The organism is Streptomyces sp. NPDC055243 (assembly GCF_044544025.1).
In the GTDB taxonomy this organism is placed as follows: domain Bacteria; phylum Actinomycetota; class Actinomycetes; order Streptomycetales; family Streptomycetaceae; genus Streptomyces.
Genome location: NZ_JBITWR010000013.1, coordinates 38,128 through 51,902, shown reverse-complemented (window position 1 = coordinate 51,902; position 13,775 = coordinate 38,128). Strand labels below are relative to the sequence as shown.

General features: G+C 72.4%; 16 protein-coding genes. 8 read left to right on the top strand and 8 right to left on the bottom strand.

The window, feature by feature from the left end; all coding sequences use genetic code 11:
• Positions 1 to 30: 30 nt before the first annotated feature.
• From ACIGXX_RS31695 to ACIGXX_RS31675, 5 genes are all read right to left on the bottom strand, one after another.
• Positions 31 to 1,167 (bottom strand): acyltransferase family protein, encoded by a 1,137-nt coding sequence (locus tag ACIGXX_RS31695; RefSeq protein ID WP_383821644.1) that lies wholly within the window; start codon positions 1,165 to 1,167, stop codon positions 31 to 33.
• Positions 1,168 to 1,318: 151 nt separating this feature from the next.
• Positions 1,319 to 2,344, bottom strand: coding sequence for a hemolysin family protein (locus ACIGXX_RS31690; protein ID WP_351164250.1), 1,026 nt, complete (start codon positions 2,342 to 2,344; stop codon positions 1,319 to 1,321).
• Positions 2,341 to 3,678, bottom strand: coding sequence for a hemolysin family protein (locus ACIGXX_RS31685; RefSeq protein ID WP_351164249.1), 1,338 nt, complete (start codon positions 3,676 to 3,678; stop codon positions 2,341 to 2,343). Before ACIGXX_RS31685 ends, ACIGXX_RS31690 begins: the two co-directional genes overlap by 4 nt.
• A gap of 204 nt (positions 3,679 to 3,882) precedes the next feature.
• Entirely contained in the window at positions 3,883 to 4,815 is a 933-nt protein-coding gene (locus ACIGXX_RS31680) for a M56 family metallopeptidase (RefSeq protein WP_351164248.1), read from the bottom strand.
• A gap of 6 nt (positions 4,816 to 4,821) precedes the next feature.
• Complete coding sequence (locus ACIGXX_RS31675) at positions 4,822 to 5,211, bottom strand: BlaI/MecI/CopY family transcriptional regulator (protein ID WP_351164247.1); 390 nt, start codon at positions 5,209 to 5,211, stop codon at positions 4,822 to 4,824.
• 353 nt (positions 5,212 to 5,564) lie between these two features.
• Here ACIGXX_RS31675 and ACIGXX_RS31670 point away from each other — a divergent pair, with 353 nt between their 5' ends.
• The 4 genes from ACIGXX_RS31670 (at position 5,565) to ACIGXX_RS31655 (ending at position 7,960) form a co-directional block, all read left to right on the top strand.
• Positions 5,565 to 5,990, top strand: coding sequence for a VOC family protein (locus ACIGXX_RS31670; RefSeq protein ID WP_351164246.1), 426 nt, complete (start codon positions 5,565 to 5,567; stop codon positions 5,988 to 5,990).
• Between the two features lie 384 nt (positions 5,991 to 6,374).
• On the top strand, positions 6,375 to 7,307 hold the full coding sequence (locus ACIGXX_RS31665) for an endopeptidase (RefSeq protein ID WP_351164245.1): 933 nt from the start codon (positions 6,375 to 6,377) through the stop codon (positions 7,305 to 7,307).
• Between the two features lie 10 nt (positions 7,308 to 7,317).
• Positions 7,318 to 7,620: a carboxypeptidase-like regulatory domain-containing protein gene (locus tag ACIGXX_RS31660; RefSeq protein ID WP_351164244.1), complete on the top strand. Its 303-nt coding sequence runs from the start codon at positions 7,318 to 7,320 to the stop codon at positions 7,618 to 7,620.
• A gap of 79 nt (positions 7,621 to 7,699) precedes the next feature.
• Positions 7,700 to 7,960, top strand: coding sequence for a hypothetical protein (locus tag ACIGXX_RS31655; RefSeq protein ID WP_351164243.1), 261 nt, complete (start codon positions 7,700 to 7,702; stop codon positions 7,958 to 7,960).
• 73 nt (positions 7,961 to 8,033) lie between these two features.
• On the opposite strand, the gene ACIGXX_RS31650 is transcribed toward ACIGXX_RS31655, so the two are convergent.
• Entirely contained in the window at positions 8,034 to 8,402 is a 369-nt protein-coding gene (locus ACIGXX_RS31650) for a hypothetical protein (RefSeq protein WP_351164242.1), read from the bottom strand.
• 250 nt (positions 8,403 to 8,652) lie between these two features.
• On the opposite strand from ACIGXX_RS31650, the gene ACIGXX_RS31645 reads away from it, so the two are divergent.
• The gene (locus tag ACIGXX_RS31645; protein ID WP_351164241.1) at positions 8,653 to 9,249 is read left to right on the top strand and encodes a TetR/AcrR family transcriptional regulator; all 597 of its coding nucleotides are present in this window, start codon (positions 8,653 to 8,655) and stop codon (positions 9,247 to 9,249) included.
• Here ACIGXX_RS31645 and ACIGXX_RS31640 read toward each other — a convergent pair.
• Positions 9,246 to 10,313, bottom strand: a complete 1,068-nt coding sequence (locus ACIGXX_RS31640; protein WP_399980729.1) for a saccharopine dehydrogenase family protein — start codon at positions 10,311 to 10,313, stop codon at positions 9,246 to 9,248. The genes ACIGXX_RS31645 and ACIGXX_RS31640 overlap by 4 nt on opposite strands.
• 108 nt (positions 10,314 to 10,421) lie before the next feature.
• On the opposite strand from ACIGXX_RS31640, the gene ACIGXX_RS31635 reads away from it, so the two are divergent.
• The 3 genes from ACIGXX_RS31635 (at position 10,422) to ACIGXX_RS31625 (ending at position 12,683) form a co-directional block, all read left to right on the top strand.
• The gene (locus ACIGXX_RS31635; RefSeq protein WP_366464862.1) at positions 10,422 to 11,372 is read left to right on the top strand and encodes a helix-turn-helix domain-containing protein; all 951 of its coding nucleotides are present in this window, start codon (positions 10,422 to 10,424) and stop codon (positions 11,370 to 11,372) included.
• A gap of 181 nt (positions 11,373 to 11,553) precedes the next feature.
• Complete coding sequence (locus ACIGXX_RS31630; protein ID WP_351164238.1) at positions 11,554 to 12,177, top strand: hypothetical protein; 624 nt, start codon at positions 11,554 to 11,556, stop codon at positions 12,175 to 12,177.
• Positions 12,174 to 12,683: a hypothetical protein gene (locus ACIGXX_RS31625; protein ID WP_399980725.1), complete on the top strand. Its 510-nt coding sequence runs from the start codon at positions 12,174 to 12,176 to the stop codon at positions 12,681 to 12,683. Before ACIGXX_RS31630 ends, ACIGXX_RS31625 begins: the two co-directional genes overlap by 4 nt.
• On the opposite strand, the gene ACIGXX_RS31620 is transcribed toward ACIGXX_RS31625, so the two are convergent.
• A complete protein-coding gene (locus ACIGXX_RS31620; RefSeq protein WP_399980722.1) occupies positions 12,680 to 13,774 on the bottom strand; it encodes a fatty acid desaturase family protein in 1,095 nt (364 codons plus the stop codon). The two genes, ACIGXX_RS31625 and ACIGXX_RS31620, sit on opposite strands and share 4 nt — an antisense overlap.
• Position 13,775: the final 1 nt, after the last annotated feature.

Genomic DNA, 13,775 nt, shown 5'->3' with positions numbered 1-13,775 from the left:
CCGCCGGGAGCGGAGCGGACGCACGGCCCGTCAGCGCCGCCGGTGTGCGCCTCTGCCGCGGGCCACCGCCTTCGCGTCCTTCTTGAACGCCCACTCCATGTCGGGCTCCATCGCGAACCGGAAGAGGCGCTGCACGGGTGGCGTGCACAGCACGGTGATGAGGGCCCCGGCGCCGAGGGTGACGGTGATCTCGCCGAGAGGCGTGTGCAGCCAGTCGAGGTCGTACCAGTCCCAGAAGCGGGAGCCCTTGGCGATGAACCCGTGCAGCAGATAGCCGTAGAGCGTGCCCGCGCCAAGGGCGGTGAACCAGAGCCTGCGGCCGGGGACCCAGGCGAAGAAGCACGCGACGAGGACCATCGAGCAGCCGAACATCCCGAGCGTCATCACGGCCCCGGACCAGCCGGGCGCCGCCAACTCCTGCGCGCTGTCCCTGCGGTAGAACCACGCGGCGTTCATGCGCGGCGCGGCCCAGTAGGCGAACAGCAGCGCCATGGCGAAGACGGGCAGCGCCAGGAGCCGGGCCTCACGGCGGCGCACGATCTGGAAGTGCTCGGGCTTCAGGCAGAGGCCGAGGACGAAGAACGGCAGGAACTGCAGCACCCGTTGCAGGTCCAGGTCGTCGCCGATGTCCGGCGAGACGGAGGCGAGTATGGCGATGGCCAGCGCGATCGGCAGCGGCCAGCGGACCAGCTTCCACAGCGGGGTGGTCAGCCGCCAGACGAAGAGCGCGACCAGGAACCAGGTGAGGTACCAGGGGTCGAGCAGGCTGATCGGGTACGTCGGGTCGTCGCCCGCCCAGCGCTTGAAGAAGGTGTAGGCGACCTCGAAGATGACGTAGGGCACCGCGATGCCCGTCACCAGGCGTTTGAGGCGGCCCGGGCTCGCGTCGAAACTCCGCGAGAAGTAGCCGGAGATGACGATGAACGCCGGCATGTGGAAGGTGTAGACGGTGATGTAGAGCGCGGCCGCGGCCCGGCTGTCGCCGCGCAGCGGTTCCCACGCATGGCCCATCGCGACCAGCACGATCGCCAGGTACTTGGCGTTGTCGAAGAACGAGTCCCGGCGCTTGACGAGCGGCTTCGGCGCCACGGTGGGGGCCTCAGCCGCCGCCGGAGGGGCACTGCGCGCGGCGGGCAGCGGCGCCCGCAGTGCCCCGGTCTGGTTCATCGAGCGGACAGGCTCACTCACGGGACCTCCCGGGGGAACCCGGGCCCGCGGTCGCGCGTCTTACGTCCAATGCGGGTGCTACACCTGTGTAGAACATCACGGGCACCCTAGCCACCGGAGCCCCCGCACGTACAGCCACGCCACCTGTGAATCAGCTGAGCGCCGCCGGTGAGGGCCCGACCAGCTCGGACAGGACGTCCTCCATGGTGACGAACCCGAGCACCGTGCCGCTCTCGCCGGTGACCGCCGCCAGGTGGCTGCCCGCGGCCCGCAGCGCTGTGAGGGTGTCGTCCAGCGGGGTGTCGATGTGCACCCGCGTGACCACGTGCAGGACGCCGCGCGGGAAGGGCCGGTCCCGCTCGGCGATGCCCAGGGTGTCCTTGATGTGGAGGTAGCCGAGCAGGGTGCCGCCCGGACCGGTCACCGGGAAGCGGGAGAAACCGGCGTCGGCGGCCACCCGCTCCAGGCGCGCCGGGGTGACCGAGGCCTCGACGGTGCGCATCTTGGCCACCGGTACGAGGATCTCGCCCACCGGCCGGGTGCCCAGCTCCAGCGCGTCGCGCAGCCGCTCGCCGTCGGCCGCCGACAGGAGCCCGGCCGCGCTGGAGTCGACGACCATGCGGGCGAGCTGGTCGTCGGTGTAGACGGACTCGACCTCGTCCTTCGGCTCGACCTTGAGCAGTTTCAGCAGGGTGTTGGCGAAGGCGTTGATGCCGAAGACGACCGGCTTGAGGGCGCGGGTGAGCGCCACCAGCGGCGGGCCGAGCAGCAGGGCGGTCCTCGCGGGCGCGGCGAGCGCGATGTTCTTGGGCACCATCTCGCCGATCAGCATGTGCAGATATGTCGCCACGGTCAGGGCGATGACGAAGGCGATCGGGTGCACGAGCGCGTGCGGGATGTGGACCGCCTCGAAGGCGGGCTCCAGGAGGTGCGCGATGGCGGGTTCGGCGACCGCGCCGAGCACCAGCGAGGAGACGGTGATGCCGAGTTGGGCGGTGGCCATCATCGCGGAGATGTGCTGAAGGCCCCACAGGGTGATGCGGGCGCGCTTGTCGCCCGCCTCGGCGCGGGGCTCGATCTGGCTGCGGCGTACGGAGATCAGGGCGAACTCGGCGCCGACGAAGAAGGCGTTGGTGAGCAGGGTCAGGGCGCCGATGGCGAGCTGCAGGGTGGTCATCGGGCTTCCTCCACGGCCTGGCGGGGCAGCTGGAGCGCCGGTTCGGTGATGCGGATCCGGTCGGCGCGGTGGTGCTCGACGGTCAGGACGGCGAGCTCCCACCCGTCGAGGTCCAGGGCGTCGCCCTTGGCCGGGATGCGCGAGAGGCGGGTGGCGATCAGGCCGGCGACGGTCTCGTACGGACCCTCGGGCGCGGTGAGCCCTATCGCGGCGAGCTGGTCGATGCGGACGCCGCCGTCGGCCTCCCACGTGGTGCGGCCGTCCGACGCGGCCTGCGCGGGCAGCAGGTCGGGGACCTCGACGGGGTCGTGCTCGTCGCGGACCTCGCCGACGACCTCCTCGACGATGTCCTCCACCGTCGCCACCCCGGCCGTGCCGCCGTACTCGTCGATGACCACGGCCATCGTGCGGGTCCGACGCATCCGCTCCAGAAGCCGGTCGGCGGGCAGGCTGTCGGGCACCAGGAGGGGCTCGGCGGCCAGGTCGGTGACCGGGGTGAGCTGCCGCATCTCGGGGGCCAGGGCGAGCACGTCGCGGATGTGCACGGTGCCGATGACCTCGTCCAGGCTGTCGCGGAAGACGGGGAAGCGGGACAGGCCCGTGGCGTGCGTCAGGTTCGCGGCGTCGGCGGCCGTGGCGTGCGCCTCGAGGGCCCGTACGTCCACACGCGGGGTCATCACGTTCTGTGCCGTCAGCTCGCTCAGGTGCAGGGTACGGACGAACAGTTCGGCGGAGTCCGCCTCCAGGGCGCCCTCGGCGGCCGAGCGCCGGGCCAGGGCGACCAGCTCCTCGGGGGTGCGCGCGGAGGCCAGTTCCTCGGCGGGCTCCAGGCCGAAGCGGCGTACGACGTGGTTCGCGGTGTTGTTCAGGTGCCGGATGAACGGTCCGAAGGCGGCGGTGAAGCCGCGCTGCGGCGCCGCCACCACCTTGGCCACGGCGAGGGGCCGGGAGATCGCCCAGTTCTTGGGCACCAGTTCGCCGACGACCATCAGGACCACGGTGGAGACGATCACGCCGAGGACGCTCGCCACCGGGGACGCGGCTCCGCCGAGCCCGGCCGCTTCGAGCGGCCCGCGCAGCAGGACCGCGAGCGAGGGCTCGGCGAGCATGCCGATGACCAGCGACGTGACGGTGATGCCGAGCTGGGCGCCGGACAGCTGGAAGGTCAGCCGCCGGACCGCCTTCAGGGCGCCTTCGGCGCCTCGCTCCCCCGCGCCGGCGGCGCGCTCCAGGTCACCGCGCTCGACGGTGGTCAGGGAGAACTCGGCCGCCACGAACAGCGCGCAGGCGAGGGTGAGGAGCAGGGCGAGCAGCAGAAGCAGGATCTCGGTCACCGTGCCACCCCCGTTCCCTCACGCTCGGACAGCGGCCGGGACATGGCACGGTTCGTACTGGGAGGCTCACCCATTGCGGGTCCGTGGCTCCTTCTCGTACTCGTACGAAGTGTCGTACGAGGGCGGTGGCGGGGAAGCGGTACTGCTTCTACAGCCACTGTAAAGGAACGGCAAACCAGGTTCGCCGGGAGTCCGACGCGAAAACTAGAGCGGGGTGGCCGCGTGCAGGATGAGGACCATCGTCACGGCGGAGTTCGCCGACGACATGGCGGAGGCCGCCGCCCCCGCCGCCGCGGCCCACGCCGCGAGCCCCACCGCGGTGAACAGGGAGGGCCAGCTGCGGGCCGCGGGGGCCGGGCCCAGAAGGGCCGCGACCCGGCGCGGCACGGGCCCCGGGGCGGCGAGTCCGGCCAGGGTCGGGGCCGGGGCGCCACGGGAGTGCAGGGCCGCCTTGCCGATCGCGCGGGCGACGGCCTTGCGGTCGCCGACGGTGTGGGCGGCGTCCTCGTCGGCCCAGCGCTCGGTCGTGTAGGACACGGCCGTGCGCAGCGGGCGCAGGAAGGGATTGGCGCGCGCGGCCAGCTGCACGGCGAGGAGGTAGCGGTGGTGCCGGGTCGCGAGGTGGGCGCGTTCATGGGCGAACAGGGCGCGGCGCTCGGCGGGTTCGAGGCAGTCGAGCAGGGCGGTGGTGACCACGACCCGGTCGCGTGCGCCGCCGGGCAGCGCGTACGCGTAAGGCACGTCGTCGGGCAGGACCGCGACGGCGGTGCCGGGCAGTCCGGCCAGCGCGCGGTGGGCACGGCGGCGCACCTGGCGGTGGCGCCACAGCGTCCGGCCACAGGCAGCGGCCACGGCGAGCAGCCCCGGAATGGCCAGACGCCCCGCGACCCCGTCGTACGGGACGGCGGCGCGCACCTCAGGGTCGGACCAGCCGTCCGGCAGCGGGTTCCCGGGCAGCTGGGCGGTGCCGACGACCATCAGGAGGCCCAGGCACAGGGTGCTGGCGAGCGCCATGACCGCGGCGACCGTCGTGAGCAGCCGGGTGGCGGTGCGGGGGTGCAGGCGCTGCTCGGCGAGCCGGGCGACCGGCCAGGCGGTCAGCGGCAGCACGAGGGGCAGAAGGACGAACATCCCCATGACGGTTCAGACGTCCCTCTCCGCCTCGGCCTGGCCCAGGAGCTCACGCAGCAGCTGCTCGTCGCCGGGCGGCAGGGCGGTGAGGAAGCTGGCAAGGACCGCCTCCCGGTCGCGCTCGCCGTCGAGCACCTTGCGCATCTTGCGTGCCGCGAGGCCCGCCTCGTCGGACGAGGGGGTCCACGCGAAGGAGCGCCCGGCGCGCTCGCGGGTCACCGCGCCCTTGTCCAGGAGCCGGGTCAGAATCGTCACGACGGTCGTGTACGCGAGATCCCCGCCGAGCCGCTCCTGCACCCAGCCCGCGGTCGCGGGGCCCTCCGCCTCGCGCAGGGCCGCGAGGACCTGCGCCTCCAGCTCACCCTGCCCCCGCCGCCGGGAACGCCCCCGCTGCTCCGCCACGCCCGTCTCCCTTCCGCTGCCTCGTCGTCCCACTGCCTCGTCGCCTTGGACGAGGCTAACGCCCGCGGGCCGGAGGTGCGCCGCCGGCCGGACGCGGCGCGGGTCCCTGCCCCCCGCCCCGGCCCCGGGCGGCGCACGGCCGGAACTGCGTTGCCCCGCCCCCGTGGCGCCCCTTAAGGTCACTGACGTGACTGCCGGGTCGGCCTTGGGCCATGCACGAGTAAGGCGTCCGGCCTCGGCGTGAGCGCGAGGCGGGCCAGAGCCCCGCCGTCCCCTCTTCCGACTTCCCCTCCCCGCGCCCCCTCCTGCGGCGCGCCCTCAGTGGACCCCAAGATCCGGAAGAGACCTCACCCATGCCGTACGACCAGCTCCCGCACGAGACCACTTCACCTGTCACCACCGCCCAGTTGAACCACACCGCCGTCTTCGCCAAGGACCGGCAGCTGTCGGCCGAGTTCCTCGCCGCGATCCTGGGCCTGAAGGTCGGCGCGCCGTTCGGCCCGTTCCTGCCCGTCGATCTCGGCAACGGCGTGACGCTCGACTACTACGAGCTGCGCGACGAGCCGATCCAGTCGCAGCACTACGCGTTCCTCGTGCCCGACGAACAGTTCGACTCCATGATCACCCGCCTGGAGACGGTCGGGGTCACCTACTACGCCGACCCCAACCACACCGAACCGGGCCGGATCAACCGGCTGTTCGGCGGCCGCGGTGCGTACTTCGACGACCCGGTCGGCCACAACATGGAGATCATGACCCGTCCCTACGCCCGCCCCTAGCGTCCGCGGGGGCGGAACGGCCCGCTCCCGGGGGCTGTTTGCCTGTTCGAATCGTGATTGAGGCATAGCGCCCCGCCCGCTCCCGCAGCGGGCGGGGCGCTTGTGTCCGGCCGAGGTCGCTGAGGCCCGGTCCGGGTCCGTTCGCCGTGGGGCGGCGGGGCGGGGTGACGCCCCGAGCGCCCTGTGGGCCCCGGGAGTCGGACAGTTGACGCACTGCGCGCCCCGGACGGCAGAACCTGCGCACGCGCGACGGTCGGCGCAAAAGGCTCATTGCGACACTTGTCCGGCGGCAGTAAGAAGGGGAATCGACCCGAAAAAACGTTGCGGCCGCGGCGTCCTGAAAGGCATCACATCGCAGCTCTGAGAGAAGCCGGGTGATCCAGAATGGCGCAAGATCCACACACCGCAGTGACGAACGAGCCGGACGACGGAGCCATAACCCTGGCCGCCGAGCAGGAGGCGGTCCTGCAGCCGCCCTCCGAGGGCACCGAGGGCCAGGCCCAGCACTCGACGGGCGAAGGCCTGGAGCACGTCGAGGGCTACCGCCGCCCGGAGCACTTCGCGCCGGAGGCCTGGACGGCCCCGACCGCCACGCTGCCCGACATCGGCGAGGCGTCGTACGGCCCGCCGCCCCTGGCTCCGGAGACCGTGCACGGTCCCGATGACCGCATCCAGATCACCAACACCAGCGTGTATCCCTGGCGGGTGCACTGCTACCTGCTGATCACCGCCCGCGACAACGCCCTCTACCAGGGCACCGGCTGGCTCCTGGGACCGCACACCCTGGCCACCGCGGGCCACTGCGTCTACATCAAGGGCAGTGGTGTGGCGGGCCGGGACGGCTGGGTGAAGAGCATCCAGGTCATGCCGGGCCGCAACGGCGCCTCGCTGCCCTACGGCAGCATCACCTGCACCAGCTTCCGATCCGTGACGGGCTGGACGAGCAACGGCGACGAGAACTTCGACTACGGCGCGATCATCACGCCCTCCAACATCGGCTCCACCACGGGCTGGTTCGGCTTCGGCGTCTGGTCGGACTCCGACCTGCTCAAGACCACCGGCAACATCTCCGGCTATCCGGGCGACAAGCCGTCCGGGACGCAGTGGTACGCGGCGCGCGGGATCGACTCGGTCGCTCCGCGCAAGGTGTACTACGACATCGACACCGCGGGCGGACAGAGCGGCAGCTCCGTCTACCGCATCGACAGCACCGGCCGCTACGGCTTCGGCATCCACGCCTACGGCGGTGCCCGGGTGAACTCGGGAACCCGGTTCACCACACCCGTCTACAACAACTACGTGGCATGGAAGGCGTGAGCCAACCCCGATGAACGACAGCGGTTCGGCAGTGGAGATCACCGGCGTCGTCCGCGACGCGTCGGGCACCCCGGTGACGGGCGCTCACGTCCTGTTCACCGACGGGCCACGGCCCCTGCCGGACATCGCTGCCCTGACGGACGCCGAGGGACGGTTCTCCCTCAGCGCTCCCACGGCGGGCGTGTACACGCTCACCTGCCGGGCGGACCCCCTCTCGGGTCCGCCCGGCACGGCCGAGGCCACCGTCCGCGTCGAGCCGTCGGCCCAGGCCGTCCTGCCGGGGCGGCTGCGGGTCGATCTGACGCTCGGCTAGCTCGGCCGGGGGACGCGTGCGGCGCCGACCGGCAGCGGTGGACGTGCGTGGTGGGCCAGTCCTGTCTAGCGTCACGTGCATGAACACTGTCCCGCAGCGTTTCGAGATCCTGCTGGTCCCCGCGTTCTCGGGGGACGGCGAGAGTACGACCGATGCCCGCGGCGCCCTGCGCTCGGCCGTCGTGGTGGCCACGGGGGACACCGGGTCCTCCGGTTTTCCCCGGTACGCGGGTGACGGGATGGAGGCCGACATCGACCCCGGGACCCGCACCGTCGAGGCGCTCCTGGTCGACGGGTCCGAGCTGGACTACGGGCTCTCGGTGCGGGTCGCCGACGTGTAGCGGGTCGCGGACCTGTAGCGGGTCGCGGACCTGTAGCGGGTCCGGGCCCGGCGCTGCCGGAGCGTCGGCGCGGTCACGGCGGCGGGGCCGCGTCGCCGGCGAGGCGTGCCAGCGTGTGCGCGAGTCCCGGCGATGCGCCCACCGGAGCGGTTCCAACCGCGCCGGTGGGCGATACGGTCCCCACCACGACGTCGCCCTCGTGGACCAGGATGTGGCTGGGCGGCCGGAGTTGGCGGGCCTGGTCGATGACCGTGGCGGCGTCGCCGGCGAAGCGGGCGCTGAGGTCGATGACCAGGACGTCGGGCAGCAGGGCGCGGGCCCGGGCCAGGGCGAGGAAGCTGTCGTCCGTCTGGGAGATGACGTACACACCGGGGACGGTCTCGATCTGCGGGATCAGACGACTGGCCCGGTGATCGGCGGCCAGCACCAGCACGGTCAGCACTTCGCACTCGTCCTTCGCGTGGTCCAGATGTCACCGGCACTCGCCGTACCGCACTCTCCACTTCACTGATCGTTTCAGCATGTCATCCGACGCGGCGGATCCGGCGACCGCCACGGAGCAGGCGTGTCGCCCCACTCGCGCGGCCCGCGCCATGAACCTGATTGTGGAGTTGATTTCTAGATACTCGTTTTAGTTTCGATGGGATAGGCTCCGCCCATGACGCACAGTGGCGGAGCGGGCCCGGTGCGCTGTGGCGCCTAAGCAGCAACGCGGCGAAGCCACCGTCGAGCGGCTCCTGACCGCGGCGCTGGAGGTGTACGCCGCGTCGGGCCGGCCGGGGTTCACCGTCAGCGCGGTCACCGCGGCCGGAGATGTCAGCCTCGGCAGCCTCTACCACCACTTCGGCAGCATCGACGGCCTGGCCGCCGCGCTGTACACCCGCTGCATGGAGCAGCTGTTCGACGAGATGATCGCCGCCCTGAGCCGCGCGCGCACCGCCCGCACCGGGGTCCGCGCCCTGGTCGCCGCCTATCTGCGCTTCACCGAGGAGCACCCGGACGCCGCCCTCTTCCTGCACGCCTCCGGCTACTCCGGCTACCTCGCGGCGCACGCGGACCAGATCCGCACGGCCAAGGCGGCCAAGCTGGCGGTCCTCGCGCGGTGGATGCTCCCGCGGGTCGCGGCGGGCGAGATCGCGGCCGTGCCCGGACCGGTGCTCGAGGTCCTGGTCATGGGGCCGGTCGCCGAGGCGTCGCACCGCTGGCTGGCGGGCACGTACGACATGGATCTCGCCGAGGCCGCACGGTTCCTGCCCGACCGGATCTGGTGCTCGCTGCGGCCGGACTAGACCGGCAGGTCGAGCCGGGTGAGGTGCCCGGGGGTGAGCGCGCGCAGGAAGTCCGCGGCGTCGAACGCCTCCCCGGCGGCGCGGACGCCCGGCCTCGCGCAGCGTCCGTCGAGGACGCGCTCCAGTGCCTCCACGACGAGCGGCGCCGTCACGGCGTAGATGTCACGTCCGCCCGCCACCGCGCGCCGGGTCTCCTCGCCCCGCCGGACGACCGCCTCGACCACGAAGGTCTGGGCGGAGCGCCCGTCGGCGTCGGCGGGGACCGGCTCCGGGGTCCGCGCCGCTCGGACGTCGCGCAGCGGCGCGAGGTTCATCACCGCGCGCACCTCGGGGGTGCGCACATGGCGCGGCAGGGTGACCTGGTCGGCCGTGGCGAACGCGGAGGCGTCCTGGGTGCCGAACGGCTTGGGGAAGTCCCAGGAGAAGACGTCCTGGGAGTAGTCGAAGGGGCGCAGCCCGCCTCCGGAGTGGACGAGGTGCTGCCCGGCGTTGCTCTCCCCGGTCAGGCGGGTGCCTTGGGTCGGGTGCCAGCTGTCGAGGCCGTACGCGAGGGTGATCTCGTCCGCGTCCGGCCACTCCCCCAGGGCCGCGGTGGCCAGCAGGTCGCCCAGGCCGCCGTAGAAGGCAAGGGACGGCGCGACGACGACGCCGGCGTCCCGCGCACGGTCGCCGTAGGTGTCGAACAGGGCGGCGGTGACGCCCTGTTCGGCCGCGACGTCCAGGTACGGGATGCCCGCGCGCAGCGCCGCGTCCACGACCGGAAGGGACGTCATCAGGAACGGTCCCGCGCAGTTGACGACCGCCACCGCGCCGTCCAGGGCACGGTCGAGGGATGCCGCGTCCTCGGTGGACGCCACGCGCACCGGCGCGTCGGGGGCCAGGCCGCGCAGCGCGTCGAGCTTCCCCCGGTCCCGGCCCACGAGCAGCGGCGTCGCGCCGCGGCGCAGCAGTTCCGCGACGACGAAGCGGCCGGTGTGGCCGTAGGCGCCGACGACGGCCACCGTCGGCCCCTGGGACCAGACGTCGGCATCCGCTACGGCAGGCGTGGAAGGGGTGTTGCTCATGGTGGGCTCCTGGTGTCCGGAGGGCGGTGTGCCCTGCGCCCACCATGTTCCGGGCCCGGCGCACGCCCCACCAGTGGCCGGAATGACGAGGGGCGTACAGTTTCGGACATGCGCACTGCGGCGACCGTGGCGATGGCACTTCCCGAGGGCAGCATGCTCTTCGAGGCCGCGGCGGCCTTCGAGGTCTTCGGCACGGACCACTCCGACCTGGCCGGGTCCTGGTACTCCTTCACCGTGTGCGGCACGGACGGAACACGCGTCGGGGACTGGCTCCGCGCCGAGACCTCCCACGGCATGGAGGCCCTCGCCACCGCGCAGACGGTGATCGTCCCGGCCTGGCGCGACGTCGAGCTCGGCCCGCCGGGCGAGTTGATCGATGCCCTGCGTGCCGCGCACGCGGCAGGCGCCCGGATCGTCTCGCTGTGCACCGGCGCCTTCGTCCTGGCCGCGGCGGGCCTCCTCGACGGCCGCAGGGCCACCACACACTGGGCGCACGCGGACCGGCTCGCCGAGCGCCACCCCCGCGTCAGGGTCGACGCCGGGGTGCTCTTCACCGACGAGGGCAGCGTGCTCACCTCGGCCGGGAAGGCCGCCGGCATGGACCTGTGCCTGCACATCGTCCGCACCGACCACGGGGCGACGGTGGCCAACGCGCTGGCCCGGCTGCTCGTGACCCAGCCCCACCGGGACGGCGGCCAGGCACAGTTCATCCCGGCGCCGGTGGCGCACGGGCGCGACCACCCGCTGGCGGATCTGCTGCCCTGGGTGCTCGCCCGGCTCGACTCCCCGCTCACGGTGGAGGACCTGGCCCGGCAGGCGGGCATGAGCAGCCGCAATCTGTCCCGGCACTTCCACGCCGTCACCGGAACCGCCCCGCTGCGCTGGCTGCTCGGCCAACGCGTGCGGCTGGCACAGGAGTTGCTGGAGTCGAGCGACGAGAGCGTCGAACGGATCGCGGCCCGGACCGGCATGGGAACGTCCGCCACGCTCCGGCGCCACTTCGCCCGCGTCACGGGACTGCCGCCCGAGGCCTACCGGCGGACGTTCGGCGCCTCCTGAGCGTCGATACGTACGGTCACCGCCGACTGATCTCCGGACATGGGGGTACTCGGCCGCCGTGCGAAACCACAACCAGCCGTTCCACCGCTGATCACATACGCCCCGATCGGTGCCCGCGTCGCGTGGGCGCCCATCGGCCGGCCTCAGCGGCGAACGGACCACGAGATCAAGGGAGGCAGCCATGATCACCGCCGTCATCATCGCCGTGGTCGTCATCGCGGCAGCCGCCGTCCTCTTCGTCGGACTGCGGCGAGCCCGGGGCGGCGGACGCGGCCTGAAGCACCGCTTCGGGCCCGAGTACGACCACACCGTCGCCCGTCACGACGGGGACGTCCGGGCAGCCGAACAGGAACTCCGCGAGCGAGTACGGCTCCACGGCTCCGTCAAGGCCGAACCCCTGCCGCCCGGGGCGCGCGAGCGCTACGTGGCCCAGTGGGCCGGCGTCCAGGAACAGTTCGTCGAATCACCGCAGCAGGCCGTCACCGAGGCCGACGCGCTGCTGTCGCGCCTCGCCAGGGACCGGGGCTTCCCCGACGGTCAGCACTTCGATGAGCAGGTGGCCGCGCTCTCCGTCCACCACGCACACTCCGTCCACGGCTACCGCAGCGTGCACACGGCGACCCGTGGGCAGAGCGGCACCGAGGAAATGCGCGAGGCCATGGTCGAGGCCCGGCGCCTCTTCGATGCCCTGGTCGCCGAACACCCGGCCGACTCGTCCCGTAACGGCCGACCGTCCACCGCCGACCGCGGCCACACGCCGTGGGCACTGCCCCGGCGCCATGCGAAGGGAAGTGGCACGTCATGACCGATTCCCAGCACTTCACACCGCGCGAGCCGGCCGCCGGTGGCGCCGCCCCCGCACCCACCCCTGTCGCACCAGCGCCTGGTGCGCCCGCACCTGGTGCAGCAGCACCTGGTGGCCCCGCGTCCGGTGGCCGCGGGCCCGGCGCACCCGGTGGCCCCGCGTCCGGCGCGCCCGGTGGCCCAGCGTCCGGCGCACCCACCCGTACGCCCGCTGCCTCCGGGGCCCACGCCCCTGGCTCCGTCCTGCTCCCGCAGGACGAACGGGACAAGCTCGGCCTGCGGCTCCAACAGGCCCTCAGCACCTTCGTCGAGAGCCCGCGCCAGGCGGTCGAAGAGGCCGACAGCCTCTTCGACGACGCCGTCAGGCACCTGACCGAGACCCTCACGGAACGGCGGCGCACCCTGCGCGCGAGCTGGCACGGTCACGACACCGAGGCGCACACGGAGGAACTGCGCCTCGCGCTGCGGGAGTACCGGGAGTCCATGGAACGGCTGCTGCGCATCTAGGTCCGCGCCGGTCGGCGCAGCGCGGGGAGAGCGAAGCGCAGGATGCGTCCCCACGCTGAGCCGTACTGCCGCCGCAACGGCCCCGTGACGTAAGGGATGTCGTACTTCTCGCACAGTTCGCGCACGCGAGGAGCGATCTCGGCATAGCGGTTGCTCGGCAGGTCGGGGAAGGCGTGGTGCTCGATCTGGTGGCTGAGGTTTCCGCTGAGGATGTGGAAGAGCCGGCTCCCCTCGATGTTGGCGGAGCCCTGGATCTGCCGCAGATACCACTGGCCCCGCGTCTCGCCCTCGATGTGTTCCTCGGTGAAGGTCTGGACGTCACCGGGGAAATGACCGCAGAAGATGATGGTGTGCGACCACAGATTGCGCACGGTGTTGGCCGTGAGGTTGCCCATCAGGCAGGGCAGCGCCGATGGCCCCGCGAGCAGCGGGAAGAGTACGTAGTCCTTGGCGAGTTGGCGGGTGGCCTTGGCCAGGACCCCGGTCAGGTCGGCCGTCAGCGAACGCCATGACTTGGAGCCCGAGGCGACAGCCTCGGGCTCCAGGTCGTACAGCGCGATGCCCCACTCGAAGAACGGTGCGAGCACGAAGTTGTAGAGCGGCTGGGCCAGATGGCGCGGCTGCCAGGGCTGGTCGGCGCTCATCCGGAAGAGGATGTACCCGAGGTCCCGGTCGCGGTCGACGACGTTGGTCCAGGTGTGGTGCAGATGGTTGTGGGTGTGCTTCCAGGCCTCGGCGGGCGTCAGGAAGTCCCACTCCCAGGTGGCCGAGTGGATCGCCGGATCACCCATCCAGTCCCACTGGCCGTGCAGGATGTTGTGGCCGAGCTCCATGTTCTCCAGGATCTTGGCGAGGGAGAGCATGGCGGTGCCCGCCGCCCAGGCGGGCGGGAACAGGGAGACGGCGAGAGCCGCCCGGCCGCCCGCTTCCAGACCGCGCTGGGTGGCGATCACCGTACGGATGTAGCGGGCGTCGTCGGCCCCGCGCGCGGCGATGACCTCGGAGCGGATCCGGTCGAGCTCCTCCCCCAGTTGCTTGTCGAGTTCCTTGGCGGGCTCCGCACCGGTGGCGGCGAGAGGGGTCGCGGTCATG